Genomic DNA, 26,330 nt, shown 5'->3' with positions numbered 1-26,330 from the left:
CGTCTTTCTTTTAATCTTGGCATTCAATTTTGGGAGGAGGCCGTGAGATAGCGGGACATTTTGGCACGCGGTGTTTCGGGCCAGGGTTCAGAGCCGCCGGTCTTGATGTTGGCGTAAACCACCGTGGCTTTACAGGTGAACCGCAGCGCGCCCTCGCAGGCACAGGTGATCAGGAATGTCGCAGAGGACCGGCCGATCCGTTCGATCTGTAGCGAGAGATCCAACCAATCTTCAAGCTGAGAGGGCGCGTGAAATCGGACCTCGATATTGCCCATCGGCGTGCCGTAGCCCTCAGCGAGGCCAATGGAGGCCCAGCTAAAATCCAACGCATCAGAAAAGAACCGCTCGGTCAGCGAGGAGATCATTTCAAAATAGCGGGGGTAGAACACGATCCCGGCGGCGTCACAGTGATTGAATTCCACCTGACGGCGGATGGAAAAGGTCTCGCTCATGTCTCACCTCCGGACACTGAAATAGATTGTCCAGTGACCATATCCGAGCCCTCAGAGCAGAGCCAGAGAACGGCACGGGCGACATCTTCGGGAGGGACGAGTCTGTGCATAGGGTTGGTCGCCTCCAAAGAGGCGCGGGCCTCTTCGGGGCTGCGCCCGGTTTTTTCGACGATATTGGCGATCGAGCGGTCGGTCATTTCGGTGTCAAGAAACCCCGGACAAATCGCATTGACCGTGATGCCTTTGCGCACAACTTCGAGGGCTACGGATTTGACCATCCCAATCACGCCATGCTTTGCCGCCGCATAGGGCGCGACATAGGGATAGCCTTTGATCCCGGCGGTCGAGGCGATGGCAATGAGGCGGCCCCATGGCTTGCCCTGCATCGCCTTGACCCCTTCGCGCAGCGTCAGAAACGTGCCGGTGAGGTTGACCGTCATCATCCGTTCAAAGGCGGCCAATTCGGTTTTGGCGAACGGTGCACTTTCCGAGGCCCCGGCGTTGGCCACGACAATATCGGGGGCCGCCTTGGCAATGACCGTGGAAATTGCAGCCTCATCGGTGATGTCCGCGACAACTGCCGTGATGTTCGGGTGCCTGGCGGCCACAGCGTCGAGCGGCGCACGACGGCGACCGCAAATCGTGACCTGTGCTCCGGCTTGGGCCAGTTGCATGGCGATGACAGCCCCGACACCGGAGCCGCCTCCCGTCACAAAGGCCGCTTTCCCGTCTAAACTCATGACGCCATCGCTTTCGCGCGTTCGGCCAGAAGATTGGCCTGACGGCGCCCACCTTCATAGGGGGCTGGCCATGGTTGCTCCGTGTCACACAGATCCACGGCCGCATGAAGCGTCCAGTATGGATCGGCAAGATGCGGACGGGCCAAAAGAACAAGATCGGCGCGACCGGCCATTAGGATCGAATTGACATGATCCGGTTCATAAATATTGCCCGCCACCAAAGTCGGCGCGTGGATGTCATTGCGCACCCGATCAGAGAAGGGCACTTGGAACATACGGCCATAGACCGGCTGTTCTTTTTTATCGGTCTGGCCAGAGGAGACGTTGATCGCATCGGCTCCGGCCTCTTTGAACATCTGCGCGATCGCGACGGCCTCTTCGGGGTGAACGCCCGCGTCGCCCATCCAGTCATGGGCCGAAATCCGTACGCTCATCGGTTTGGCTTCGGGCCAATGCGCGCGCATCGCGTGAAAGATTTCAAGCGGGAACCGCATCCGGTTCTCTAGGCTTCCACCATACTCATCAGACCGCTTGTTGGTCACGGGCGAGATGAAGGAGGCCAAAAGATACCCGTGGGCTGCGTGCATTTCGATCATGTCGAAATCGGCCTGTGCTGCGGCTTTCACCGCTGCGACGAATTGGTCTTTGACCTTATCCATGTCAGCGCGATCCATTGCTTTGGGCACGACATTGCCCTCCATCAACGGCAGTGCCGAGGCGGAGAGGAGGTCCCAATTGCCCTCTGTGAGCGGTTGGTCGATCCCATCCCATGCCAGACGGGTGGAGCCTTTGCGACCTGCATGGCCGATTTGCGCACAGATTTTCGCGGGGGTTTCCGCATGCACGAAATCGGTCAGGCGCGACCAAGCAGGGACTTGGTCCGGTCCGATACACGGGCAACCGGGGGTGATGCGTCCCTCCATGGAGACACAAAGCATTTCGGTGAACACCAGCCCGGCCCCACCTTTGGCGCGCTCCGCGTAATGCACAAAATGCCAGTCGGTCGGCATGCCTTCAGAGGCCTTGTATTGTGCCATTGGCGAGACAACGACACGGTTTGTCAGCTCCATCTCACGCAGCTTGAACGGCGCAAACATCGGGCTGCGGCTTGAATTGCTCCCCGCTTTTTTCTGGAACCAGGCTTCGGCCGAGGCCAGCCATTCCGGGTCGCGCAACCGCAGGTTTTCGTGGCTGATCCGTTGCGATCGGGTGAGCAGGGAATAGTTGAACTGCATCATGTCCAAGGTCAGATAGCGTTCGACCTCTTCAAACCATTCCGTCGAATTGCGCGCCGCGGATGTGACGCGCAACACCTGGAGTTTGCGCTCGTCTTGATAGGTTTGTAGCGCGTCCTGCAGCGGTGCGCCGGAGTTGAGTTCATCGGCCAGGGCGATGGCACTTTCCATCCCAAGTTTGCTGCCGGAGCCGATAGAAAAATGCGCTGTGGCGGAGGCATCCCCGAGCAAAACGACATTTTCAAAATACCAGTTTTCGCAAGTGACGCGCGGGAATTGAATCCAGGCCGAACCGCGAATGTGATTGGCATTGGTCATCAAGGCATGGCCACCAAGATGCTTGGCAAAAATCTTCTCGCACAGCGCGATGCTGTCTTGTTGGTTGAGCCTGTCAAAGCCAAAGGCCTTAAAGACCTCGGGGCCGCATTCGACAATGAACGTCGCTGTGTCATCGTCGAATTGATAGGCATGCGCCCAGATCCAGCCGTGTTCGGTTTTCTCAAAAATAAACGTAAAGGCGTCGTCGAATTTCTGATGCGTGCCGAGCCAAACAAAGTGGTTCCGGCGCATGTCGATGTCGGGCTGAAATTTATCCGCATAGATCGTGCGTGTTTTGGAGTTGAGCCCGTCTGCGGCCACCACCAAATCGTGGGCCTCTTTCAAGTCAGCGATCTTTTCGTCGGTGAGGTCGGTCTCGTATTGCAAGGTGACGCCAAGTGCGCGGGCGCGCTCTTGCAGCACCAACAACAGCTTTTTGCGCCCAATGCCACAGAACCCATGACCGCCTGATGTCATCGCCTCGTTGCCACGGACCGTTTTGACATCATCCCAATAGGCAAAGTTGTCGCGGATCATTTTTTCGGAAATCGGGTCGTTGTCCTCAAAATTGGACATGGTCTCATCGGACAGCACAACGCCCCAGCCAAAGGTGTCGTCGAAGCGGTTGCGCTCATAGACCGTGAGATCATGGTTCGGGTCGCGCAGCTTCATCGAAATCGCAAAGTACAGACCGGAGGGGCCACCGCCGAGAATCGCTATCTTCATTGCTGTCATCCTTTGACTTAGGAGGCTGAGGTCTCGCGCCTCCAATATATTTTAAATATAAAGTTAAGTTGAGCACATCTGCCTGTCAACAGGTAAGACATGGGTCAGACGCGCCGAAAGTGTGGCCTGTGAGCATTGATTAAAACATTGAAATTTAATGCTAAATAATTCACTTTCTGATTATATATGGTTTCATTCTCAAAACTATAGGTTCTATCTTTCGAGAATTTCTGCCGATAAAGCGCCCATATCCGACCCGATTCATCCGGTGTTTGACATCGTAATAAATTTTAAACATAAACAATAAGAGAGGGCGCAAATTTGGCGGGCCGCTCATCTTCATACGCGGCGTATGCCCATTGCGACCACCCGACTGAAAGGAATCCCTATGCCCTTTATGATTTCAAAGCCGATGCGTTTTGGTGACTGCGACCTCACCGGCATCGCCTATCACCCGGCCTATCTGTCCATGTTGGTCGATGTGAATGAGGCCATGTTCGCCTCTTTCGGGGTCACATGGAAGGATCTGATGTTTGACCGCCATTTGGGTCTGCCCAGTGTCAAAATGACCATCGAATTTAAAAAACCTGCGGTGTACGGGGATGTGCTCGATTTCAATGTGCATGTGCGCAAGATCGGCAAATCCTCTCTTGATTTATATACGGTGGTGACGGTCGGAGAGGACGTGATCTGGACCATCGAGCAACTCATCGTCATGACCTCGACCAAGGATCATAAATCCCATCCCTGGCCCGACGATTGCCGCGCCGGGTTGGAGAGATATCTTCACCCCGAACTGGCGGCATAAACAACGGCGTTTGCCGTCTTCCTGCTCCATTTGCGCCGCGTCTCACGCGTGTAAGCGCCAGTTGAACTGCGCTCCTATTGGCTCTGGGGGCGGTGCATCTGCAATTGGCAGTATGGCCGAAATACCCGGCGTTTTTTAGGGAAAGCGTCAGCGGCCCAGAAATGACGTTGATCTCCCGGTGGATAGTTGATTCCGACCAATCCGGAACACGGGCCATCGCGTCGACAGGGACCTTCGGGTGTCTCCAGCGTTCCGTTTTGCGTCGCTTGGAGATACTCAGTTGCGTATAAACGGCTCCCATGGCACATTTTCCTCATTAGATAACTCATTGTTTTCTAATAGGAGTCGCACTTGAAGGTAGCGCACACACTCGGCGAAATAAAATTCCTATAAGGATAGTTATGTTTTATTCGATGAGATTAAAACTCATACACTCCCTAATGTTGGGGGTGTGACGTCGCGAAACCGTTGCATTCGGTGAAAGGCCGCATCGTCGACGTCACATGCGCAACCTTACAAAGTGGCAAGGAATGCATCGATGCCAGCCTGGGCTACGGCGCGGTCCTGATCCGGAGTCCCAGAGGAGACACCGATTCCGCCGACAACCTCTCCCTCGACAATGACAGGCAGGCCGCCACCCACCACCATAAGGCGGCCACCGATGGCGGAACCGATGCCGTAGGCCGGCGATCCCGGCTGGCTTGCAACGCCATATTCATGTGTGGCTTTCTTGGCGCCCGAGGCCGTGTAGCTTTTGTCGATGGCGATGATCGACGACGTCACCTTGCCACCGTCCATCCGCTCAAAGGCGATCAGATTGCCGCCCTCATCGGTGATTGCGATACACATAGGCACGCCGATCACCTCGGCTTTTTCCCGCGCCCCGGCGATCAGGACGCGGGCGTCCTGAATGTCCAGTCTCTTGATCGTCAGCATGTTGTATCCTTCCTTGATTTTGCGCCCACCGTCACAGGGCGTTCTTCACACGGCGGCGGGCCGCGTGGAGAAGCGGCTCCGTATAGCCCGAAGGTTGGTTGACTCCGTCAAAGACCAGCGCTCGTGCGACATTAAAGGCTTCGCCCGCGAAACCGGGGGCCATCGGGGTGTACTGTGCATCACCGGCGTTTTGCGCATCGACCTTTGGAGCCATGCAGCGGAACGCAGCTTCGATGTCATCCTTCGAACACAGGCCATGCAACAGCCAGTTGGCCAGATACTGTGAGGAAATCCGCAATGTCGCACGGTCTTCCATCAGAGCCACATCATTGATGTCAGGTACTTTCGAACACCCAACACCCTGATCGACCCAGCGCACCACGTAGCCCAGAATGGACTGACATGCGTTCTCAAGCTCGTGCCGGATTTCGGCCTGTGACAGGTTGCGCCCGTGCATGATCGGCGGCATCAGCAAAGCCTCGCGGCGCGCGCGCGGACGATCCGCGATCTCGCTCTGAACGGCGCTGACATCGACCTCGTGGTAATGCGTGGCGTGCAGCACTGCGGCGGTCGGAGACGGCACCCAGGCCGTGTTGGCCCCGGCCTTCGGATGCGCAATCTTGGCGGCGAGCATCTCGGCCATCTCATCGGGTTTGGCCCACATGCCCTTGCCGATCTGCGCCTGACCTTTCATGCCACATGCGAGGCCGGTATCGACATTGCCGTTCTCATAGGCCGAAAGCCATGCGGACCCGGCCATCTCGCCGCGCGGGATCACGGGACCGGCCTGCATCGAAGTGTGAATTTCGTCGCCAGTGCGGTCGAGAAACCCGGTGTTGATGAACACGCAGCGATTTTTCACCGCCGCGATACAGGCGGCCAGATTGGCCGACGTCCGACGCTCTTCATCCATGATGCCAAGCTTCACGGTGTTTTCAGGCAGGCCCAGCAGAGCTTCGACCCGGCTGTAAAGCGTGTTGGCAAAAGCCACCTCTTCGGGCCCATGCATTTTCGGTTTGACAACATAGACCGAGCCTTTGCGCGAATTGCGCGGACCATCCGTCTTGGCCAGATCGTGCATGGCGCAGGCCACCGTCACGACGGCGTCCATGATGCCTTCCGGCGTGTCCTGACCGTCGATGCGGACCGCGTCGGTCAGCATCAGGTGGCCGACATTGCGCACCAGCATGAGGGCACGTCCGGGGTGGGTGACGGAACCGCCGTCCGGCGCATGATAGGTGACATCGGGGGCAAGCGCCCGCGTCATCGGCTGCCCTCCCTTGTCGAAGCTCTCGGTCAATGTGCCAGTCATCAGACCCAGCCAATTCCGGTACACCGCACATTTGTCCTCGGCATCGACCGCGGCGACGGAATCTTCACAGTCCTGAATGGCCGTCAGCGCGGCTTCGATGCGGACATCGGCGATGCCGGCGGGATCGGTTTTGCCGATCAGACTGTCGCGGTTGATCACGACCTCAATCAACAGCCCGTTGGCGGTGAGGAGAATATTGCCCGTGTCCCGATAGCCCGCGAACTGAGCGGGATCGGCAAGCGTCACATCCATGCCACCTGCGGCGACGAGCAAAGCCCCCTCCGACACCGTGAACCCGGTGACATCGGCCCAGCTCTGTCCGCTCAGCGGGGTCACCTTGTCGAGATGTGCCCGTGCCCAGGCAATCACCTGAGCGCCGCGTGCCGGATCATATCCGCGGCCGCTTGCCTTGCCGGGGATGGCATCCGTGCCGTAGAGCGCGTCATAAAGCGAGCCCCAGCGCGCATTCGCCGCATTCAGGGCAAAGCGCGCGTTCATCACGGGCACCACAAGTTGGGGTCCGGCGACGGCGGCAATTTCATCATCGACGTTCTGCGTTTCGACAGCGAAAGGGGCCGGTTCCGGTTGCAGATAGCCGATCTCCGACAGGAACGCGCGATACGCCGTGCCATCGCCCAACGTATTGGCCGCGTGCCACGCGTCAATCTCGGTCTGCAACCTGTCGCGGGTCTCAAGCAACATACGGTTCACAGGCATCAGGTCTTTCAGCAATGCGGCATAGCCGGACCAGAACGCATCCGCAGACACGCCGAGAACGAGAACCTCGGTTTCGATGAAGGTGGCAAGCGGTTCGGCCACGTCCAGCCCGTGGCGAGCAACGTATGATGTCATGTCAAATCTCCTTCTTGTCTTTTGATGTACGCGCTTTCCCCGACGGCAGATATTGTTTAGAAAGAGTTTTCCACGATATGGAAAACAAGGATCGCAGTGACAGATATGGCGAGCGAAAAAACAGGGGGTGTCCAGGCGGTTTCGCGGGCTCTGGGGCTTTTGAAACGGCTTGGGGCAGCGACCGAGGGACAAAGGGTGTCAGACCTCGCAGTACAAGCCGGGTTGGCCGTCTCAACCACTCACCGGCTTTTGACAACCTTGGAACATTCGGGCTTTGCCCATTTCGAGCCAACCACGTCGAAATGGCATGTAGGCCATGAAGCCTTTGCGGTGGGCGCCAGTTATGTCCAGAAGAGAAGCTATGTGGCCCCGGCGCTGACCTATCTGCGACGGCTGCGTGACGAAACGCGGGAAACCGCCAATCTCGGGCATCTCGACGACGGGCATCTGGTGACGCTGAGCCAGGTGGAGAGCCGCGAGATCATGCGGGCAATTTCTCCCCCCGGCGGACGGTGCCCGCGACCTGCTCGGCGATGGGGAAAGCGCTTTTGGCGACTTGGCCCGATGCCCAGATCGCCGAATTTTGCGACCGGCACGGGTTCCCCACAATGACGCCGCGTTCGGTTGACGGCCTGTCGGCTCTGATGGATCAGATCACACACATCCGGGCACAGGGTTACGCCGTGGACAATGAAGAACATGCGCGCGGCCTGCGCTGCCTCGCGGCCCCTGTCTGGGGCCCGGATGGCGATGCGGTCTGCGCCATTTCCGTGTCAGCGATGATGATGCGTCTGACTGGCGAGATGACGGAGGTCGTCGCCCGAAGAGTCGTGACGGCGGCCAGCGAATTGACCGAAAAAATTGGCGGAAAACGTGCAAAATGGCCCCTGCCCACCCGAGACGTGATCAATGAATTGCCACGCGTGCTCCTGCGGGACAGGATGTGTATCGCGAGTGAACCCGCGCCTCGGTTCGAAATCTATCAGGTTCCAAGTCAACAAGAGCTTTTCATCGGAATACGCAAACATCCTCCGATGGCTGTCACTTAACTTTTGCTTGACGGACCATGTGACCGCCAATTAAGACAACCCCAATGACACACCTTGCCAGGAGGGCGCACATGACTATCGCTGATCGCTACCTCCCGGGGATCTCCGGTTTCGGAGACGCCTTTATCTGACGCTTCTGTGGCGCTTTCGCCCAAAGGTACAGATTTACTGGTCCGCGCTGGACCCCACTTTCCAAACAATTTGCAAGGCACAGCCCGTAAGGTTGTGAGACTGTCATGTTCCATTTTTCTGCTCACGGCGCATTTGCGCGTGTTTTCTCGTTCACCTTCCGCCTTTGGATGCGGCAAAGGGGAAAGGTCGTCGCCATTTTGGCGCTGGTCCTGGTCTCATCTGCTGCCGATCTGTCCGTACCGGTTTTTACAGGGCGCCTCGTCGATGCGGTTGCCGGGGCAGACACGCCATGGCCTGCCTTTGCGGCATTGTTGGCCTTTGGTGCCCTGTCGATTGCGGCCAAAATCCTAAGCTATTTTTGCATCATCGACCTGACCATCCCCTCCATGCGCGCGGCCGAAGCCGAGGCGTTCGCCCATGTTCAACGGCTCCCCGCCGACTGGCACGCAAACGCCTTTGCCGGATCGACCGTGCGTAAAATCACGCGTGGGGCCTGGGCTTTGGATGAAATGGCGGACTTGCTGTTGTTGGCCCTGTTGCCCTCGGTGTTGATCCTTTTGGGCACCATCGGCACGCTGACGGCGTTTCGCTGGGAGGTCGGGCTCGTCGCCGGGATCGGCGCACTGGTGTTTTTGGCTCTTTCGATGTCGTTGACGTTATTCTGGGTGGCGCCCGCGGCCCGTTTGGCCAACGCCCAAGACAGCCGGGTCTCCGGCGCGCTGGCCGATGCGATCACCTCCAACGGCGTCGTGCGCGCCCACGCAGGCGAGCTGCGCGAAGACACCCGGTTGGGATTTGTTCTGGACAAATGGGCGCATCGCAGCCGGCGCACATGGCGGCGCGGCACCTTTTCAGGCCTGTCCCAGGACATGACGATCTGGGCCTTGCGGGCAACCGTTCTGGGCGGGGCGCTTTTCGCCTATAGCCGCGATCTGGCCAATGCTGGCGAAATCGCCTTTGTGGTCTCGGCGCTTGGGATGCTCGACGGCTATTTGCGCCAGATGGGCAACCATGTGCGCGGGCTGCAAAAGGCCGTCAACGATGCCGAGGAACTGGTGGCGCTGATGGCCGCCACCCCGGAAACCTCTATCGCCAAACGGCCCGAAGCCGCCTTGCCGCCGCGTGCTGCGGCACTGGCGTTCAACCGCGTGGATTATGGCTACGACGGGGCTGCAACGCCGCTTTTTACCAATCTGGACGTCGCCATTCCAGAGGGCCAGAAAGTCGGACTGGTTGGGCGATCTGGCTCGGGCAAAACCACCTTCGTGAAACTGATCCAGCGGATTCACGAGATCAACGACGGTGTGATCACACTGGGCGGCGTCGACATCGCGCGCGTTCCCTTGGAGGTATTGCGCCAACATATCGCGCTTGTCCCGCAAGAGCCTGTGTTGTTTCACCGCTCCTTGGCCGAGAACATCGCCTACGCCCGTCCCGGCGCGTCGATGCAGGATGTCCGGGACGCCGCCGAACGCGCGGGGGCACTCGATTTTATCAAGCGGCTGCCCAAAGGCTTTGGTACGGAGGTGGGTGAGCGCGGTGTCAAACTGTCGGGAGGGGAGCGTCAACGGGTCGCCATCGCGCGGGCTTTCCTGTCGAATGCGCCGGTCCTGATCATGGATGAGGCAACATCTTCGCTCGACTCAGAGGCCGAGGCCAAGGTGGCGCAGGCCGCAGAGCGGCTGATGGAGGGGCGCACCACTTTGGTGATCGCCCACCGTTTGGCGACGGTGGAGCGGATGGACCGCATTTTGGTCTTTGATCGTGGGCGGATTGTTGAAGATGGCACACCGCCGGACCTCATGGCACATGAGGGCGGTCTCTACCGTGCCCTGCGCGCCCGGCAAATGCTGGCCGGATAACGCTTCGGTCAGTCTGAATTGCATTTCAGGCTGACCGCATCATTGCGCCTGTGGGGTCAACGGAGCAGCCATTCCAAAACAGCCCTCGCAAAGCGCTGGACCGGGAACCGGGCGCGATGCCCCTGCCCCTACAGAGGAAGCTGCGTCGTGTATTTCAACTCATCGAGTAACACAGAGCTCTGGATTTCCTGAAGCCCGGGAAGCAGCACGAGCTGGTTTTGCAGCAGGGCATGGAAGTGATCCATGTCGCGCACCACCACGCGCACGTTGAAATCGTAGTCCCCCAGCATGAGTTGAACCACCTGCACTTCGGGGATGCGCAGCACGGCCTGTTGGAACTGTTCAAAGGACGTGCGACCGTGAGACGTCAACTTGATGCGTACCAGCACGATTGCGTTGAACCCGAGTTTCTTTCGATCGAGAAGGACCGTCTTGCCAAGAATGATCCCGTTTTCAACAAGCCGGGAAACGCGCCGTGAACAGGGCGACTGAGACAGGCCGACCCGGTCGGCGATCTCTGTGACCGAAAGCGTCCCATCCGCCTGCATGACGCGCAGGATACGCCGGTCGGCCTCATCAATCTCGTGCATAAAAACCTCCTTCATTCACCATATCTAGCTAAATCATGCCAAAATAGGCGGGTTTATCGATTATAGAGCAAGATGCATTCCGTAAATATTGCATAAAATCATCATATTGGGAGAGGTTGATCGCAATGCAGATTTTGCCTCAACGAGGGCAGACAGCCTTGGGGGGATGACAATGAACACTGCGCACGCCAAAGCGCCGAGACGTCATATAACGGGTCTCCTTCTGATGATGGCGGGGGTGGCCTGTCTGAGCGCCAATGATGCAATCGCAAAGGCGCTGACCTCCGGCTATTCCCCCCTGCAAATCCTTTTTCTGCGCAACGTGATCGCCTTGCCGTTCACTGTGGTCATCGCGGTGGTCATGGGTGGCCCATCGGCCCTGCGGTCGCACCGGCCCGTTGCACATTTGCTGCGCGGCGCGCTTTGGGTGTCTGCCACGATGATGTTTTTCACAAGCTTCATCCATCTCGCTCTGGCCGAGGCCACGGCGCTGATCTTTGTCGCGCCCTTCTTTATCACCCTGATTTCGGCGCTTTTCCTTGGGGAGAAGGTCGGGTGGCGGCGCTGGCTGGCCGTATTGGCGGGGTTTTTCGGGGTTCTCGTGATCATCCGCCCGGGCGGGGCGACCTTTCAATGGATCTCTTTGCTCCCTGTCGCGACGGCGCTTGTCTACGCATTGCTCATGCTCAGTGCCCGCTGGGTCGATGCGCGCGAAAGTGTGTGGACGCTGCTCGTCTACCTGACCGGCGCGGGGGCGTTGTTGAGCGCGCTGATCGTCCCTCTCGGCTGGGTGCCGATACGGTCCGGGGACCTCTGGTTGTTCGCGGGCATCGCCACTTTCGGCACTGCGGGGATGACGATGATGACACAGGCCTTTCGCCTTGCTCCGGCCGTTGTCGTGGCACCGCTGGACTACACCGGCCTGCTCTGGGCCACGCTCTTCGGTTGGCTCATCTGGCAAGAGCGCTTGGACATGATGACAATCGTCGGTGCGGCAATCATCGTCACGAGCGGCGTGGACACGATCTTGCGGGAGAGAAGGCAGGGTAGCGGCCGAACACGGATATTGATGCAAAAAGAGAATGTGGCAGATGACTGGGAAGATTAGACTGACAAAGGGCAGATGTGAGTGCGGTGCTGTGGCCTTTGAGGTGACCCACATCCGAGAGACCGTCACGGTTTGCCATTGCAGCCAGTGCCGCCGGACGAGCGGTCACCTCTGGGCCTCGACACACGCCCGGTTTGACGATCTCACCTTCACGCAAGACGCGGGCCTTCACTGGTACGCGTCATCAGAGACAGCAAAGCGCGGGTTCTGCACCAGATGCGGTTCCAGCCTCTTTTACCGCATGAACGACGAAAGCGGTATTGGGCCCCATCGGAAGGTTTCTTCGTAGAACCACGCTAAGGAAGAACGAAGCATAAACATGGCTTATGGCGTGGTGTTTCTGATCACCTTGTAAGCTGTTGATCTGCCTATGCCGAGGTGTTTTGCGGCCTGGGCGACGGATTTTCCGGCGCTGACGAGATCTTGAAGGGCTGAGATTGTCTCGGGCTGCAATGGCGGCCGCCCCGGGGTGCGGCCATGCTTTCGAGCGTTGATCAGGCCGTCTTTGGTGCGCTCTGAGATCAGGCGGCGCTCGAAATGCGCAATGGCCCCGAAGACGTGGAATACGAGTTCGCCAGCGGCGGATGTCGTGTCGATCCGCTCCTCAAGGCTGATCAGATTGATCTCTCTGGCCTTGAGGTCATCGACGGATTCCAGAAGCTCTTTGAGCGAGCGGCCCAAGCGATCTAGGCGGATGACAGCGAGAGTATCGTTGGGCCTGGCCTGATCAAGCAAGGCCGCCAGACCGGGCCGGTTGAACGTCTTGCCGGAGATCACGTCTTCGAACACGCGAATGGCACCGTGTTGCAGCAGTCGGTCTTTTTGGCCGGACAGGTCTTGGTCGGCGGTTGAGACCCTTGCGTATCCGAGGATGTCGCCGGTGCGTGGCATGGTGTCTCCAAAACGACCGTTTTGTAGCCTGACTTCACGTGATCGCTGTGATCCTGAATTGGCGCAGCAAATCTGTCTTTTTATTGGTCTCTATAATATTCGAGGTCTTCAAACTTGCAACTACGTTTTGAGGACACTTTATGGCCCGCCGACTACTTTCTTCCCGCGCGCATGCAGACCTCTTCGAGGTGCTGACGGATCCTGATGCTTTGATCCGCCATTATCTGCTGAGCCGGGACGACATTGACCTGATCCGTACCCGACGTCGCGCCGAAAACCTCCTTGGTGTCGCGGTGCATATTTGGGGTCTGATGCCGGAGAGTGCAGAATACTACGCTCTAAGGTGGTTTGATCATCTTTTGGGCCACCTGTATTCGCCAGTGAGCAGGATGTGGGCCCATCCGAGGGGTGAGATATGCGCTAGCAGGTCGGGTGAGCAATCCAACCCATTACGGCGGCGGATGGCGACAGCCTGACCGAGGTGCTTGGTGTTCCAGTAGATAATGATGGTGGTGAGCAGGTTCAGCCCGGCCATCCTGAAATGTTGGCCTTCGGTTGTCCGGTCGCGAATTTCACCTTGGCGGCCAATACGCAGCGCATTCTTGAGGGCGTGATGGGCTTCGCCCTTGTTCAGGCCGATCTGGGCGCGACCCGCTATGACCGATGCCCCAAGGTGTTCCTCTCAGCCATCGCCCTCGCGGCTCTCGTCATCTATTGGTTATGAATCCTGACCCTAGAAAAGGTCGCAGTGGCACTAGATGTCGATGCAGTGGAGTTGCTGCGTCCGTTGATCGACTAAATTATTGCGATCCAAACCTTTCATGGAATCCAAGCACACACGCAAAGGACCGTTTATTCCCCGCAATAATTGTCACACGCCTCAACACCCTCTGCGACCACATCGAGAAGGGCGTCCACGTCATTCAAAAGAGCTGTAATACGCGGACTGCTGATACGGTAGCGGATGAAGCGTCCATCGCGGTCGCTGGCGACAAGCCCACAATCCAAAAGACATCGGAGATGGTTGGAGACGTTTGATTGCGATAATTCCGTGCGCGTCACGATCTCGTGAACGGCCAACGGCGCTTCGCACAAGGCGTCCAGAATCGCGAGACGGCTTGGGTCCGCAAAGCCGCGAAACAGCTTCGCTCTTCGCTCGATGGCGGTGGCCCCGGTGTTGCGGTCGGCGACAACCTGGTCCATATCATTCCTCACTGATATGTTTGAACTTGATCCACTTTAGCAGGAGTATTGCACCGATGGCCAACACCGAAAGCACCCGATCGACAGCAGATACGTCGCCCGTCCGTTACCGGGTTTCCGGAATGGATTGCGCCAAGGATGCCGCCCAGATCGAGCGGGCGGCGCAGTCTGCGGGTGTCGCGCCCGACGCAGTGAAAGTATCAGCGGCGACCCATATCATGACTCTGAAAGTCCCTGAAGCAAGCCTGCCGGAGATTGAAAAAGCCGTTGAGACAACGGGATATGGGTTCGACCGCATCGAGAGCGACGAGGACCTTCAGCAAAGTGCGGCCCATCAGGACCCGGGCTACCGCCGCGCGCTCTGGATCGTCGTGATTCTAAATGTCGGTTACGGCGTTCTGGAAATGATTGGTGGGTTTATTGCCGGGTCACAGGCGGTGAAGGCCGACGCGCTGGATTTCATCGGCGATGGCGCGATCACTTTCTTGGGGCTTCTTGCCATCGGATGGAGCCTTCTCTGGCGGGCACGCTCTGCCCTGATCCAGGGCATCTTTCTCGGCCTGCTTGGCCTTGGGGTCTTTAGCACGACCATCATAAGGGCATTCGAGCCGACAACCCCAGACGCCACATTGATGGGGATTCTGGGCCTGATTGCTCTTGTGATAAATGTCATCTCCGTGCTGCCGTTGTTGCGGTACCGCAAGGGCGATGCGAACATGCGCGCTGTCTGGCTTTTCTCGCGTAACGACGCCATCGGCAACGCCGCAGTCGTTATCGCCGCTGGGCTAGTGGTTTGGCTGGGCAGCGCTTGGCCCGATCTTATCGTCGCCTTCGGGATCGCCGGACTGTTCCTGCACTCGTCATGGGCGATCATCCGCGACGCGCGGGCCGATCTGAAGGCGGTGGCATGAACAGCCGCGTTCTCGGTGGGCTTTGCGCCATCGCCGCGTTTGGTGTTGATCAGGGCACCAAGGCTCTTGCCCTGAACTCCCCGGCGCTTGAGAACGGGGTCGAGGTTCTGCCCTTTCTCAACCTCGTGCGGGTTTTGAACGATGGGGTCAGCTTCGGTATGCTCGGCGGGGTCGTACCCTGGTGGGGTCTGGTCGCACTTGCTGCCGTGGTCGTGGCATGGCTGCTGATCTGGCTGTGGAAGGCTCCGGACAGGCTGACAGGTGCGGCGCTCGGTCTGATCATCGGAGGCGCGCTTGGCAATATCCTTGATCGTCTGCGCTATCAGGCGGTCCCTGACTTTCTGGATTTTCATTTCGGAACATACCACTGGCCGTCCTTCAACCTCGCTGACGTGGCGATTTTCTGTGGGGTGGCACTGCTGTTCTGGGACGGCTTTCGCGCGACGAAAGGTAAGCCGGGACATCAGGTACAAGACCAACGCGAGGGAAATATCACGGGGAGATAAACGATGTCCGGCATACCATCCGCAAAGGGCTTCGACAGCACGTTCGCCCAACTGCGCAACCCAAGGCCCGCACAAGACATGCCATCCAAAAGGAGAAATGCGATGCACATAACGCGCCGCCAAATTTTGACCGCCGTCGCTGGCATTGCCAGCGCCGCGCCGCTTGCGGCATTTGCGCAAGTTGCACCAACAATCCACGTTCTCAAAGACCCTAATTGCGGCTGCTGTCGCGCCTGGGTCGCCATTCTTAGGCAGGAGGGCTTTCGCGTCACCGAGGAGCGGAGCTTTGGGACTCTTATGATGCGTCACAAGCTGGACAACGGCATCCCGCAAAGAATGATATCGTGCCACACGGGCGAGATTGAGGGTTACATGATCGAAGGGCACGTGCCGGTCGCCGACATCCGCCGCCTGTTGGCTGAACGGCCAGATGCTGTCGGTCTCGCTGTTCCTGGCATGCCCTATGGGTCGCCTGGAATGGGCCCAGAAGATCAGCGTGAAGCTTATGATGTGTTCTTGATCCGCCGGGATGGTAGCAGCGAGGTCTTTACGAGCTATTCCGCAGCTTAGGGTCAGGATTCATAACCAGTAGATGACGAGGGCGGCGAGGGCGATCGCCGAAAGGAAGACCTTCGGGCACCGGTCATATCGGGTGGCGACACGCCTCCAGTCTTTGAGTCTTCCGAACATGATCTCGATGCGATTGCGCCGCTTGTATCGGCGCTTATCGTATTTGACCGGTGTCTTGCGTTTCTTCCGGCCTGGGATACAGGCGCGTATCCCCTTGTCCTGCAAAGCTTCTCTGAACCAGTCAGCATCGTAGCCCCGATCCCCGAGCAGTCATTTGACGTTTGGCAGGCCGCTGAGCAATGCGCGTGCGCCGATGTAATCGCTGACCTGTCCGGCGGTGACGAACAGGTCGATCGGTCGTCCCTGACTGTCGCAGATGGCATGCAGCTTGGTGTTCATGCCGCCTTTGGTTCGACCGATCAGACGACCACGCCCCCCTTTTTCGCGGCCATGCTGGTCGCCGTTCGATGGGCCTTGAGATATGTCGCGTCGATCATCACGGTCTTCTCTTCGCCGTGCTCAGCGGCCAGACCTGCCATCATCCGGGCGAAGATGCCTTTCTCGCTCCACCGCTTCCACCGGCTGTAGAGCGTTCTCTGATTGCGGCCTCGTCAAGCGTGGGGTTGTGTCCGTCCGGGGTCATGGTTCTCTCCGAGGTCGCATTGAGCGCCTCATGATGGTTTTCGGCGGTGGATCGTCTCCAATGTCTTGTGCGGGGTGTGGCGCCTAGCCATCCCATGCTCTACAGCGAGATCGATCAACCTCCGTCCCGTTGGGACTGCGCTCCCCGCTTCAGGGGCGGGAACTCAGATCAGGCGGTGGCCTCATTTGTCCATTGATAGTCGGTTCCATTTTTCCAGATCGTCAGCATCAGCACGGCGATTTTGCGGGCCGTCGCGACCGCCGCCTTGCGGAAGCCGCGACGGCCGGCCAGTCGCACGGCCCAGCTTTTGAGCCGCGAGAAACGTTTCACCTGGTGGATCACGGATGACGCCGCCTCGAAGAGTAGCCCGCGCATTGCACCGTCACCGCATTTCGAAACGCGGCCCGACCAATCCATCTCGCCAGACTGATGCCGCTTTGGCGTCAACCCAAGAAAAGCGCCCACATCCGATGTCCGGCTGAACCGAGCGGGGTCATCAACCAAGGCTATGAAGCTGAGCGCGTTGACCGGACCAACACCGGGGATTGTCATCAGGCGTCGCGCGCTCGCAGCGCTTCCACGCACGCCCCTCGAAGCGATGGAATTCCTTAAGTTTGAGCCGATCGGGTCGCACCCATTGGAAGATCGGCCATTGAATATTATCGAGCAAGTGAATCAGACCTTCACCTATCTTGCTGCGGTGAAGGCGGCTGATCTTTTGATGCAATGGCATCCAGAAGCGGAAGGGTTCAGGCTCGCACCTGGAGCGCACGCACCAAAAGGGACGCTCGATGTGGAAAGCCTCGCACCCGGTATTGTCGGTGCTGAGACGTTCGCTGCTGTGCGCCCCGAAAACAACCGTAAGCTCGCCAATGATCTGACGAAGTTGGCTGGTCGCACTGAACATCATCGCTACGTATTTTTCATATCGCCCGCGTTTCCCAGAACGGAACGTTTGCCGGAAAAAGAGCGGAACAGTGTGAAGGTTTATTCCATAGCATTTAATGCATGATGGCATGCAATGCGCCTTTCATGCTTTAGTCTATACTTCAGATTTCACGCTCATAACCTCGCTCAGGTGAGAGAATTTGCTCATTCAGCCGTTCCTTTTCGACCACATATCGCAATGTCGCCCCTCGATCCGACTGTCGGCTCATCTGTTCTGCGAGGGCAGGCAATCCTGATGCCTGATCCTTCCCAACAAACACCTCTGTCTGCCCACGTGCGCGCGTCATGGCCACGTAGGCGCAGACATGGTACCTTCGGCCGGAGACATTCGCGGATGCCTTGGGCCGTATCGTCGACGCCCATCATGGCCTGCCCTTTGCGCAGCACTGGGGCGCGGTGGAGCACAGCTCATCGGATGGGCAGTTCTTCGCTGCCAATCGTGGCAGTGGGCTCATCAACGCCAAATACGGACCCGATCCCGGCCTGAAGATCTACTCCTTCTTGTCGGGTCAGTACGGATCGTTCCATTCCAGTGTCATCGGGGCGACCGCAGGCGAAGCCCCCTTCGTGCTTGATGGCCTCCTGAGCAATCCGGCCAGCTTCGACCCTCTTGTGCATTACACAGATACCGGTGGCGTATCGGACCACGTCTTCGCCCTGTTCCATCTCTTGGGGATGACATTCGCCCCGCGCTTGCGCGACTTTCCCGACCGGCGGCTGGCATGCTTCGGAAGCGCGAAGGCGTGGCCCACCCTGTCATCCCTCATCGGGAAGCCCATCAACGAAGAAGTGATCCGGCAGCATTGGGGTGACATCATGCGTCTCGCCGCCAGCATCCGCGACAAGTCTCTCAAACCGTCTGAAATCCTGCGCAAGCTTGGAGCGTACCGCCAGCAAAACCGGCTCTACCTTGCCTTGGGTGAAATCGGCCGGATCGAGCGCACGCTCTTCATGCTCGACTGGATCGAAAACGCCGACCTGCGCATGGAATGCCACGCAGGCCTCAACAAGGGTGAAGCGCGACACTCGCTGGCTCGGGCCGTCTTTGCCCACTCACAAGGGCGCATTCATGATCGCTCTGATGCCGCCCAACAGAAGCGGGCCATGGCGCTCAACCTCGTCATCGCCGCCATCACGTTCTGGAATACGATCTACATGGACAAGGCCGCCAGCCACCTCGCGCAGACCACCCAGATCTACGACGTCAAGCTGCTTCCTCACACATCGCCCCTCGGGTGGGAGCACGTCATTCTATCCGGCGACTTCGATTGGCATTCTGGAGCCGCAGACCGCAAAATTGCGCGACCACTGAACATCAGGCCAGCCAGAGACTGGGGAACCTGATTGTGTTCGCTGAAAGTTCTTCCTTAGCGTGGTTCTACGAAGAAACCTTCCGATGGGGCCTATTGGCATCGCCGCGGGGTGTCTGGACGACACCTCCGCCTTGCGTATTGGCAAGCATATTTTTGTGGCCGACAAAGGCGATTACTATGCAAGGCCCGGTGATGCCGATGTCTTCGAAGCGGGTTAGATGCTTTCAGGACACGCGTCTATTCTGCTTTATTAGGTCGGCAAGGGTGGCTACGACGCAATTCCGAAGACCTGCATCCGCCTGTAACGCCCGCCCCACTAGCCGAACAGTGGCGTCATTAAGCGCCGCGTGACTTTGCCCTCTTGAGCGATCGCGTCAAAAATCCAGCCCCAGATCAAGGGTGCGCGCCGAATGAGTCAGCGCGCCGGAGGAAATATATCCAACCCCGGTGGCGGCCACTTCGGCGATGCGCTCCAGCCGCATGTTGCCTGAGGCTTCAAGGATCACCCGGCCAGCAGTCATTGCGACAGCGTCACGCAGAGTCGGCGTGTCCATATTGTCGAGCAACACCACATCCGCGCCGCCTTCGTCGAGCACCTCGGCCAGTTGATCCAGACGGTCCACTTCGATCTCGGTGCGGATCATATGCGAGGCATTGGCCTTGACCGCCTGTAAAACCGGGCGAATGCCACCGGCGGCAGCGATGTGATTGTCTTTGATCAGGATCGCATCCGACAGGGAAAAGCGATGGTTGAAACCGCCGCCATGCAAGACCGCCTGTTTTTCGACAAGGCGCAAACCGGGGGTGGTTTTGCGGGTGCAGGTGATGCGGGTCGTTGTGCCGCGGGTCTCGGCGACAAACGCGGCAGTGAGAGTGGCAATGCCGCTGAGGCGTCCGGCAAAATTGAGCGCGACCCGTTCAGCGGACAGGATGGAGGCGGCATCTCCCTTAATCTCCATCAAAAGATCGCCTGCTGCGATGGCCGTCCCATCCGGTGTATGAAGCGTGACGCAAAGCTGCGGATCCACCAAGCGAAAGGCAATGGCCGCGATCTGCATCCCAGACACCACACCCGCCTCGCGCGCCTGTATCCGGGCGCGATAGCGCGTCCCCGCCGGAATCACCGTCCGCGTGGTGATGTCGCCATAAGTGCCGAGATCTTCCATCAGCGCCGCACGGACCAGCGGTTCCAAAATCAGGTCTGGCAGAGGGGACATGGCGGTCATGGGAACTCCGGTTCTGGATGGGGACGCTGCGTCAGCGTGTCAGAGAGGGTGAGGGCATCGGAAAGCGTGAGATATGAACGGGTGCCCGTCGCCCCCTTCGTCTCGGGGAAGTCAGAGCGACAATGCGCGCCACGACTTTCTTCCCGCAACAGGGCAGCCGCTGCGATCAGTGTCGCGGTGGCCGTCATATTCTGCAAAGCGGGACAATCGGGCTGCGCCGCTTCAATCTCGGCGATTTCGGTTAAGGTGCGGGACAACCCAACGGCATCCCGGATCACACCGGCCCCATCGGTCATGGCGCGGCGCAGCCGTGTCACCAATGCGGGATCAGGAGCTTGGGCGACAGCCAAGTTCGGCAAAATGACGATCGGCGTCTCTTCAACCGCGACAGACCCGAGTGTCGCATCAATATCCACCGCACAGCGGCGGGCATAGACCAAAGCCTCAAGCAATCCGTTTGAGGCAAGTCGGTTTGCCCCATGCAAGCCAGTCGAGGCCGCTTCGCCACAGGCCCACAGGCCCGCAAGCGTGCTGCGGCCCGCCTCATCGGTGGCGATCCCGCCCATGTGGTAATGCGCGGCAGCGGCCACCGGGATCGGGTCGCGCACCGGGTCGATCCCGGCCTCAAGACAGGCCTTGGCCACAGCCGGAAAGTCGGTCAGGATACGGGCGCCAAGGGCATCGCGTGTGTCGAGTGCAGGGCACAGGCCCGCTTGGGTCTGGGCATAAATGGCGCGGGCAACAATGTCGCGGGGCGCGAGTTCCGCATCGGGATGCAGCCTCAGCATAAAGCGTTCACCATGGCGGTTGATCAAAACCGCACCTTCTCCGCGCAGCGCTTCGGTCGCCAAAGGGGCGGGATCGGCCCCGGTGGCCATGGCCGTGGGGTGAAATTGCACAAATTCCGCATCGGCGATCACGGCCCCTGCGCGGGCGGCCATGCCGATCACCTGTCCGCGAATGCGCGGTGGATTGGTGGTCAGGGCATAAAGCCCGCCCGACCCGCCCCCTGCCATGATATAGGCCGCGCCATGCAAGAGACAGGATGCCGAGAGCCCCGTGTCGTACTGCGCGTCGCAGCGCGCGATTTCGAGGCCAGTGACGCGGCCATTCTCGGCCTGAAGCCCGGTGGCCATCACCCCTTCTAACACCTGAATAGACGGGGTGGCGCGGACTTCGGCAATCAAAGCACGCATGATTTCCGCGCCAGCTTGATCTCCGCGCACCCGGACCACGCGGGCAAAACTATGCGCCGCCTCACGCGACAGCACATATCCGCCTTCAGCCGTGCGATCAAAGGGCGTGCCCAGTTTGGTCAGGTCAAGGATATGCGCGCGGGCCTCAGCGGTGACCCGTGTGGCGATTTGGGCATCAACCGTCCCTGCCCCGGCACGGACGGTGTCGCGGGCATGGTCTGCGGCACTGTCGGCGTCATGCATGGCGGCCGCGACCCCGCCCTGTGCCCAAGCCGAACTGGCACCTTCGCCCAAGGCCTCTGGTGAGATCATCAACACCGGGCGTGGCGCAAGTTTCAATGCCGCGTAAAGCGCGCCTAGCCCTGCCCCGACAATGACGACCCGCCCTGTGCTCAGCTCATCCATTTATGTTAAACCACGAGGCGGCGTGACAGGTCGATCATCCGCTCAACCGACACCCGTGCCCGTGCCGCGATCTCCGGATCAACCTCAACCGCACCCTGCATCGAATGCAGCGACCAAAGCACTTTTTCGAGCGTGATTTTCTTCATGTAGGGGCACATGTTGCAGGGGCCGACAAAGTCCACATCCGGCAATTCATCCGAGATATTCGAGGCCATCGAACATTCGGTCACCAGCATGGCCTTTTCGGGCCGTTCGCGATGAACATAGTCGATGATGCCACTGGTCGAGCCAGAAAAATCCGCCTCGGCGATCACATCCGGCGGGCATTCGGGGTGGGCGATGATCCGGGTGCCGGGATTCCATGCGCGGTAGTCGCGCAAATCTTTGGCAGTGTATTGTTCATGTACGATGCAGGACCCTGCCCACCAGACGATGCGCTTGTTGGGCACCTGTTTGGCGACGTTTTGGGCCAGGTATTGATCCGGGGTCATGATCACCGTGTCGCTGTCTTGTGCGGCAACGATCTGTGCCGCATTCGACGAGGTACAACAGATATCGGAAGCGGCTTTGACCTCGGCGGTGGTGTTGACATAGGTCACCACCGGCGCGCCGGGGTATTTGGCCCGCATCTCGGCAATCCCGTCGGCGGTGATGCTTTCGGCCAGCGAACAGCCCGCGTCCATATCCGGGATCAGCACCGTTTTCGAGGGGTTCAGGATTTTCGAGGTCTCGGCCATGAAATGCACACCGCATTGAACGATCACATCCGCCTCGACCTCCGTGGCTTTGATCGCCAGTTGCAGACTGTCGCCTACCACATCGGCAATACCGTGATAAATCTCAGGCGTCATATAGTTATGGGCCAAAATCACGGCGTTGCGTTGCTTTTTGAGCGCGAGAATAGCTTTGACATAGGGCGCGTAGATGGCCCAGTCTGGCGGTGAAATCACCCGGTCCATTTTGGCATAGACATCCGCCAACTCCTCGGCACAGCTGAGCGAAGGGGTCAGGTCATAGTGATCGGCGAGTTCGGCGCGCATGGCGGTTTCATCAAGCAAAATGTAAAGCCTTTGTCGTATCGTGTCGGGCACGGGAGGTGACAGAGTGTGACGCTGGTTCATGTTTCGGCACGCAGGCTGTTTAATGCAGGGTTAACCCAACGGCAAGCTCCGAGAAAGAAAGCTGACCTTAGCACAGCCGGATGCAGCCTGCCCATTGGCGGCTCTTGCGATCAGAGAGAATGTCTCGTCGTACACCCCGCCGAGACTGGTGTTGGCCTGATTTTCATAGGCGCACCTGTTTTGAAACAGCTCGATCAGAGCCGGGTTTGCGCAGGCCGCAGGTTTGATTTGAATATCATTCGCTGTGAGAGAGGTCGCTTTTGACTTTGCGGGACCTCTCGTGCCCCCTCAGATCAGGTGCACGTTCGCACGCGATGTCTTGCGAGCGTGCTGGCCGTCCGACCCACCGCCAGAAGATGTTCTAGATCTGTCCATGTCCCATGACTCCCCCCAACCAAAGCGCACTCCATGCCAAGCCGCGCAGCGCCTGCGGCGTCCGTCTTTGGGTTGTCGCCAATGGCAAGAACTTTGCGCACATCTCCAGACAGGCGAGCAAGGGCCGCACGGTATAACCCCGCTTCCGGTTTGCCGATCATGGTATAGCGAAGGTCCGGCAGAACGCTTAAAATCGCCGCAAGCAGGCTGCCGGTTTCGGGTACGGGTGTGCCATCGGGACCGGGGTGGCTTTCGTCTGGATTGGCGACAAACAGCAGCGCGCCTTTTGCCAAAAGCTCAAGCGTATCGCAAAGGTCTTTGTACCCAAATGTTTCGTCCCGCGTGAGCAAGATATGCGTGGGTTCAGGGCTGTTCAGTGACAACCCCAACCCCTGCGCATAGGCGCGCAGAGCCGCATTTGCGTAGAGTCTGAGACGTACATTCCCGATCTGCGCCAGATGATCCAGAGCCGAAGTGCCCGCCAACACGATCCGCTCCGGCGGCGCGATCAGGCCGAGCCGCTTGAGACGGGCAGACAGGGTTGCAGGCGTATCGGTGGAATTATTGCTCAGGATCATCAACCTATCACCCGCGTAGTCGAGCAGGCTTCGGGCCCCCGGCAGGACCGTTGTGCCGGAAATCAGACAACCATCAAGATCACACAAAAAGCCATCATAGAGATCGAGCCGCATCAGAACCGTTCCAAGTCTTGGGGTATTGCCACGGCGGCGGCTTCTGGAGATTCCAGATCAAAGACAGGACCATCGTAGGCAAAGGAGCAATCATGGATCAGGACGGTGCCCTCCGCGACCGTGACATAGGCCAGATCGGGAGCCTCAATGCTCCCCATGATCCGCCCCGGCTGATCAAATTCGTGATGGACCTGATGCATCAGCGCGCGCTGGATGTGGAAAGGAATGCCCCGCCAGAGACCCGTGATCGGGCGATGCACATGCCCCATGAACAGGTGGTCGGGGGTGCGGCCCGCGCGCGCGAAAGTCGCAAGTTCGGCCGCCTCATCACGCAGGCGAATGGCGTCCATCGGCGGGATCGACAGGTCCAGCGGCGGGTGGTGTTGGAACAACAGAACAGGCCGGTCAGCGGGCGCGTCCCGCAGCGCGGCTTCAAGAAACGCAAGGCGTGCGCCACAGAGCGCACCATGATGCACGCCTGCCTCATCAATCAGCGTATCGAGGGTGATGAGGCTGGCCTGCTCGAACACATGCAATCCCTGGACAAAGCCATTGTCGTCGCGCGGCGCATTCGGGAAAATTGCGCGAAACGGCGCACGGGCGTCATGATTGCCGACCATCAGGATCACCGGGACCTTGAGACGAGACAGCTCGTTTTGCAGGCTCTCATAGGCTGCCTGTTCGCCGCGGTCGGTGAGATCGCCAATGATCACCAGAAAATCCACCTGCGGCAGGGTGTCGAGGAAATCAAGCGCGCGCCTCAGGCTGGCACGCGGGTCAAAACCGTAGATCGTCTGACCTGCGGGGACGAAATGCAGATCGGTGAGAACGGCGAAACGGAGGGGAACGGGCATCGTGTATCCTTTGGGACTGCGGCGCGGCGCTGGGGACCGCCACGCCCTATGAGAGCAACGTCAGTTAGCGCGGCAACAGCGCGTTGACCTCTTCGACCATCTCGTCGCGCAGCTCTTCCATATCGGTCGCGTCGCCGACAAAAATGGCCTCAAGGTAATCCTCGATCACCTGGGTCACAGCCAGACCGTTGTCTCCCGGATAGGCGAACCATTCAGACAAGAGCGGCAGTTGATTGACAGCGGTTAGCTTGTTGGGGTTCTTGGCATAGAAGTCTTCCATCAACAGCTCGTTTGCCACCTTGTTCGGCGGCACATAGCCGGTGGTGAGCGCCACGGCAGCAGCCCCCGCGCCGGAGGTGGTGAATTTGATGAACTGCCACGCGGCCTCAAGCACCTCGGGATCTTGCGAGGTCGAGGTCAGCATGGCCGAGTTGCCACCTGCCGGCAGAGCCTGCGGCGCGCCGTCGATGCCCGGATAGGGCGCGGTCACAAACTCCCAATCGCCGACTTTCGAGCGATCGACAAAGCCGACATAGGCCGTCGAGCTAAAGAACATGCCCAGATCGCCCGCCGCCAGCGATTTGGCCGCGTCACCACCGATGACGTTTTTCATGCCACAGTCGCGAAAGATCGCCTTGCTGTCTCAAGCGCCTTGAGGCCCTCGGGATTGTCCATATTCAGCTTGCCGTCCTTGATCATCGGCACGCCCTGGCTCCACATCGCCGCCTGCAACAACCAGTTGCCGGAAATATTCCATTCCCAATAGAGCGGCTCTTTGTCGGTCTTGTCCTTGATCAACTGGCAGGCCGCGATGACCTCGTCCCAGGTCGCGGGGAGCGTATCGACCCCTGCGGCCTCCAAGATGTCCCGGTTGTAAAAACTGATCGGGGTCGAGACCGAGAACGGCAGACCATAGATTTGTCCGCCAAAGGTCGACAGATCGAGCATGGCTTTGTGGTAGCCGTCGGTTTCAAAATCCGGCTCGGCGGCGATATAGGCGTCGAGCGGTTTGGCGATGCCGCGCTCAACGAGCAACGCCTGACGGTTCAGCGCCTGAAAGGACACATCGGGCAGCGTGTTTGCCACCGCTTCACGCAGGACAGTGTTGGTCGCATCCTCGTAATTTTCATAGGTGGCGCGGAAGGTCACAGTGATGTCGGGATGGGATTTGGCAAACTCCTGCATGATCTGCTCAAACGTCAGATCGAAGGTTGCGGAATAGGCATAGCCCACCTCGATATCGACCGCATGGGCCTGCGTGGTGGCCATTGCGGCGATCAAAGCGGTGGAGAGAGGCAGAAGCGTTTTCACGGGGAAAATCCTTTTGGAGGTTGGCTGTGTGAAAGGGAGGAAACG

Annotated in this window: 24 protein-coding genes and 6 pseudogenes; 12 read left to right on the top strand and 18 right to left on the bottom strand. The window is 58.9% G+C overall.

What is annotated here, in order from left to right; all coding sequences use genetic code 11:
* Positions 1 to 23: 23 nt before the first annotated feature.
* Genes C8029_RS13930 through C8029_RS13920 form a run of 3 tightly spaced genes read right to left on the bottom strand, consistent with a single transcriptional unit; the run spans position 24 to position 3,471 of the window.
* Positions 24 to 452, bottom strand: a complete 429-nt coding sequence (locus C8029_RS13930; protein ID WP_009572540.1) for an acyl-CoA thioesterase — start codon at positions 450 to 452, stop codon at positions 24 to 26.
* Entirely contained in the window at positions 449 to 1,192 is a 744-nt protein-coding gene (locus tag C8029_RS13925) for an SDR family NAD(P)-dependent oxidoreductase (RefSeq protein WP_009572539.1), read from the bottom strand. Before C8029_RS13925 ends, C8029_RS13930 begins: the two co-directional genes overlap by 4 nt.
* A complete protein-coding gene (locus tag C8029_RS13920; RefSeq protein WP_009572538.1) occupies positions 1,189 to 3,471 on the bottom strand; it encodes a bifunctional salicylyl-CoA 5-hydroxylase/oxidoreductase in 2,283 nt (760 codons plus the stop codon). The genes C8029_RS13925 and C8029_RS13920 overlap by 4 nt, the downstream gene beginning before the upstream one ends.
* 388 nt (positions 3,472 to 3,859) lie before the next feature.
* Here C8029_RS13920 and C8029_RS13915 point away from each other — a divergent pair, with 388 nt between their 5' ends.
* Positions 3,860 to 4,279 carry an acyl-CoA thioesterase gene (locus tag C8029_RS13915; protein WP_009572537.1) on the top strand — a complete coding sequence of 140 codons (420 nt, stop codon included), beginning with the start codon at positions 3,860 to 3,862 and terminating at the stop codon, positions 4,277 to 4,279.
* A 513-nt stretch (positions 4,280 to 4,792) separates the two neighbouring features.
* Here the strand turns inward: C8029_RS13915 and C8029_RS13910 are convergent.
* Complete coding sequence (locus C8029_RS13910) at positions 4,793 to 5,215, bottom strand: GlcG/HbpS family heme-binding protein (RefSeq protein ID WP_009572536.1); 423 nt, start codon at positions 5,213 to 5,215, stop codon at positions 4,793 to 4,795.
* A gap of 31 nt (positions 5,216 to 5,246) precedes the next feature.
* Positions 5,247 to 7,379 carry a malate synthase G gene (locus C8029_RS13905; RefSeq protein WP_152003113.1) on the bottom strand — a complete coding sequence of 711 codons (2,133 nt, stop codon included), beginning with the start codon at positions 7,377 to 7,379 and terminating at the stop codon, positions 5,247 to 5,249.
* 105 nt (positions 7,380 to 7,484) lie between these two features.
* Here C8029_RS13905 and C8029_RS23130 point away from each other — a divergent pair.
* Positions 7,485 to 8,428 (top strand): annotated as a pseudogene (locus C8029_RS23130) (IclR family transcriptional regulator).
* 236 nt (positions 8,429 to 8,664) lie between these two features.
* Complete coding sequence (locus C8029_RS13895; RefSeq protein WP_152003112.1) at positions 8,665 to 10,422, top strand: ABC transporter ATP-binding protein; 1,758 nt, start codon at positions 8,665 to 8,667, stop codon at positions 10,420 to 10,422.
* Between the two features lie 128 nt (positions 10,423 to 10,550).
* Here the strand turns inward: C8029_RS13895 and C8029_RS13890 are convergent, their stop codons facing one another.
* Positions 10,551 to 11,012, bottom strand: coding sequence for an Lrp/AsnC family transcriptional regulator (locus C8029_RS13890; RefSeq protein ID WP_009572532.1), 462 nt, complete (start codon positions 11,010 to 11,012; stop codon positions 10,551 to 10,553).
* A 172-nt stretch (positions 11,013 to 11,184) separates the two neighbouring features.
* Here C8029_RS13890 and C8029_RS13885 point away from each other — a divergent pair, with 172 nt between their 5' ends.
* Together C8029_RS13885 and C8029_RS13880 are read left to right on the top strand one after the other, a co-directional pair.
* A complete protein-coding gene (locus C8029_RS13885) occupies positions 11,185 to 12,120 on the top strand; it encodes a DMT family transporter (RefSeq protein WP_152003111.1) in 936 nt (311 codons plus the stop codon).
* Positions 12,095 to 12,409, top strand: a complete 315-nt coding sequence (locus C8029_RS13880) for a GFA family protein (RefSeq protein ID WP_353617608.1) — start codon at positions 12,095 to 12,097, stop codon at positions 12,407 to 12,409. The genes C8029_RS13885 and C8029_RS13880 overlap by 26 nt, the downstream gene beginning before the upstream one ends.
* Positions 12,410 to 12,444: 35 nt before the next feature.
* Here the strand turns inward: C8029_RS13880 and C8029_RS13875 are convergent, their stop codons facing one another.
* Complete coding sequence (locus tag C8029_RS13875) at positions 12,445 to 13,011, bottom strand: recombinase family protein (RefSeq protein ID WP_028094410.1); 567 nt, start codon at positions 13,009 to 13,011, stop codon at positions 12,445 to 12,447.
* Positions 13,012 to 13,151: 140 nt separating this feature from the next.
* Between C8029_RS13875 and C8029_RS13870 the strand changes: the two are divergent.
* Positions 13,152 to 13,298: pseudogene (locus C8029_RS13870) on the top strand (DUF4158 domain-containing protein); the annotation flags it as partial.
* A gap of 65 nt (positions 13,299 to 13,363) precedes the next feature.
* Here C8029_RS13870 and C8029_RS13865 read toward each other — a convergent pair.
* Both C8029_RS13865 and C8029_RS13855 read right to left on the bottom strand, forming a co-directional pair.
* Positions 13,364 to 13,660, bottom strand: a pseudogene (locus C8029_RS13865) (Tn3 family transposase); the annotation flags it as partial.
* A 203-nt stretch (positions 13,661 to 13,863) separates the two neighbouring features.
* Positions 13,864 to 14,214, bottom strand: a complete 351-nt coding sequence (locus C8029_RS13855) for an ArsR/SmtB family transcription factor (protein ID WP_112313393.1) — start codon at positions 14,212 to 14,214, stop codon at positions 13,864 to 13,866.
* Positions 14,215 to 14,270: 56 nt separating this feature from the next.
* Here C8029_RS13855 and C8029_RS13850 point away from each other — a divergent pair, with 56 nt between their 5' ends.
* The 3 genes from C8029_RS13850 to C8029_RS13840 all read left to right on the top strand — a co-directional run bounded on the left by C8029_RS13850 (position 14,271) and on the right by C8029_RS13840 (position 16,201).
* Positions 14,271 to 15,125: a cation efflux transmembrane domain-containing protein gene (locus tag C8029_RS13850; protein ID WP_037298733.1), complete on the top strand. Its 855-nt coding sequence runs from the start codon at positions 14,271 to 14,273 to the stop codon at positions 15,123 to 15,125.
* Positions 15,122 to 15,631 carry a signal peptidase II gene (lspA, locus tag C8029_RS13845; protein ID WP_055296365.1) on the top strand — a complete coding sequence of 170 codons (510 nt, stop codon included), beginning with the start codon at positions 15,122 to 15,124 and terminating at the stop codon, positions 15,629 to 15,631. The genes C8029_RS13850 and lspA overlap by 4 nt, the downstream gene beginning before the upstream one ends.
* A 102-nt stretch (positions 15,632 to 15,733) precedes the next feature.
* On the top strand, positions 15,734 to 16,201 hold the full coding sequence (locus tag C8029_RS13840) for a DUF411 domain-containing protein (RefSeq protein WP_112313392.1): 468 nt from the start codon (positions 15,734 to 15,736) through the stop codon (positions 16,199 to 16,201).
* Between the two features lie 9 nt (positions 16,202 to 16,210).
* Here the strand turns inward: C8029_RS13840 and C8029_RS13835 are convergent.
* Both C8029_RS13835 and C8029_RS23125 read right to left on the bottom strand, forming a co-directional pair.
* Positions 16,211 to 16,797, bottom strand: a pseudogene (locus tag C8029_RS13835) (IS5 family transposase); the annotation flags it as partial.
* 215 nt (positions 16,798 to 17,012) lie between these two features.
* Positions 17,013 to 17,414: pseudogene (locus C8029_RS23125) on the bottom strand (transposase); the annotation flags it as partial.
* Between C8029_RS23125 and C8029_RS13825 the strand changes: the two are divergent.
* From C8029_RS13825 to C8029_RS22760, 3 genes and pseudogenes are all read left to right on the top strand, one after another.
* Complete coding sequence (locus C8029_RS13825; RefSeq protein ID WP_193217657.1) at positions 17,368 to 17,856, top strand: hypothetical protein; 489 nt, start codon at positions 17,368 to 17,370, stop codon at positions 17,854 to 17,856. The pseudogene C8029_RS23125 and the gene C8029_RS13825 sit on opposite strands and share 47 nt — an antisense overlap.
* Positions 17,857 to 18,089: 233 nt before the next feature.
* Positions 18,090 to 19,136, top strand: a pseudogene (locus C8029_RS13820) (Tn3 family transposase); the annotation flags it as partial.
* Between the two features lie 52 nt (positions 19,137 to 19,188).
* Entirely contained in the window at positions 19,189 to 19,323 is a 135-nt protein-coding gene (locus C8029_RS22760) for a GFA family protein (RefSeq protein WP_286189912.1), read from the top strand.
* A gap of 156 nt (positions 19,324 to 19,479) precedes the next feature.
* On the opposite strand, the gene nadC is transcribed toward C8029_RS22760, so the two are convergent.
* From nadC to C8029_RS22750, 7 genes are all read right to left on the bottom strand, one after another.
* Positions 19,480 to 20,331: a carboxylating nicotinate-nucleotide diphosphorylase gene (gene nadC / locus C8029_RS13810; RefSeq protein ID WP_152003108.1), complete on the bottom strand. Its 852-nt coding sequence runs from the start codon at positions 20,329 to 20,331 to the stop codon at positions 19,480 to 19,482.
* Complete coding sequence (locus C8029_RS13805; protein ID WP_009572528.1) at positions 20,328 to 21,932, bottom strand: L-aspartate oxidase; 1,605 nt, start codon at positions 21,930 to 21,932, stop codon at positions 20,328 to 20,330. The genes nadC and C8029_RS13805 overlap by 4 nt, the downstream gene beginning before the upstream one ends.
* Before the next feature lie 5 nt (positions 21,933 to 21,937).
* The gene (nadA, locus tag C8029_RS13800) at positions 21,938 to 22,972 is read right to left on the bottom strand and encodes a quinolinate synthase NadA (protein ID WP_040402520.1); all 1,035 of its coding nucleotides are present in this window, start codon (positions 22,970 to 22,972) and stop codon (positions 21,938 to 21,940) included.
* A 374-nt stretch (positions 22,973 to 23,346) separates the two neighbouring features.
* A complete protein-coding gene (locus C8029_RS13795) occupies positions 23,347 to 24,120 on the bottom strand; it encodes an HAD-IIA family hydrolase (protein ID WP_009572526.1) in 774 nt (257 codons plus the stop codon).
* On the bottom strand, positions 24,120 to 24,974 hold the full coding sequence (locus C8029_RS13790) for a phosphodiesterase (protein ID WP_009572525.1): 855 nt from the start codon (positions 24,972 to 24,974) through the stop codon (positions 24,120 to 24,122). Before C8029_RS13790 ends, C8029_RS13795 begins: the two co-directional genes overlap by 1 nt.
* Positions 24,975 to 25,038: 64 nt before the next feature.
* Positions 25,039 to 25,587 carry an extracellular solute-binding protein gene (locus tag C8029_RS22755; protein ID WP_286189911.1) on the bottom strand — a complete coding sequence of 183 codons (549 nt, stop codon included), beginning with the start codon at positions 25,585 to 25,587 and terminating at the stop codon, positions 25,039 to 25,041.
* Complete coding sequence (locus C8029_RS22750; RefSeq protein WP_286189910.1) at positions 25,584 to 26,285, bottom strand: ABC transporter substrate-binding protein; 702 nt, start codon at positions 26,283 to 26,285, stop codon at positions 25,584 to 25,586. The genes C8029_RS22755 and C8029_RS22750 overlap by 4 nt, the downstream gene beginning before the upstream one ends.
* Positions 26,286 to 26,330 lie beyond the last annotated feature (45 nt).

Source organism: Roseobacter sp. TSBP12, from assembly GCF_009129705.1.
GTDB lineage: Bacteria > Pseudomonadota > Alphaproteobacteria > Rhodobacterales > Rhodobacteraceae > Celeribacter > Celeribacter baekdonensis_A.
Note: the sequence above shows the minus strand (reverse complement) of the source record. Positions and strands in the feature narration are given on the sequence as shown.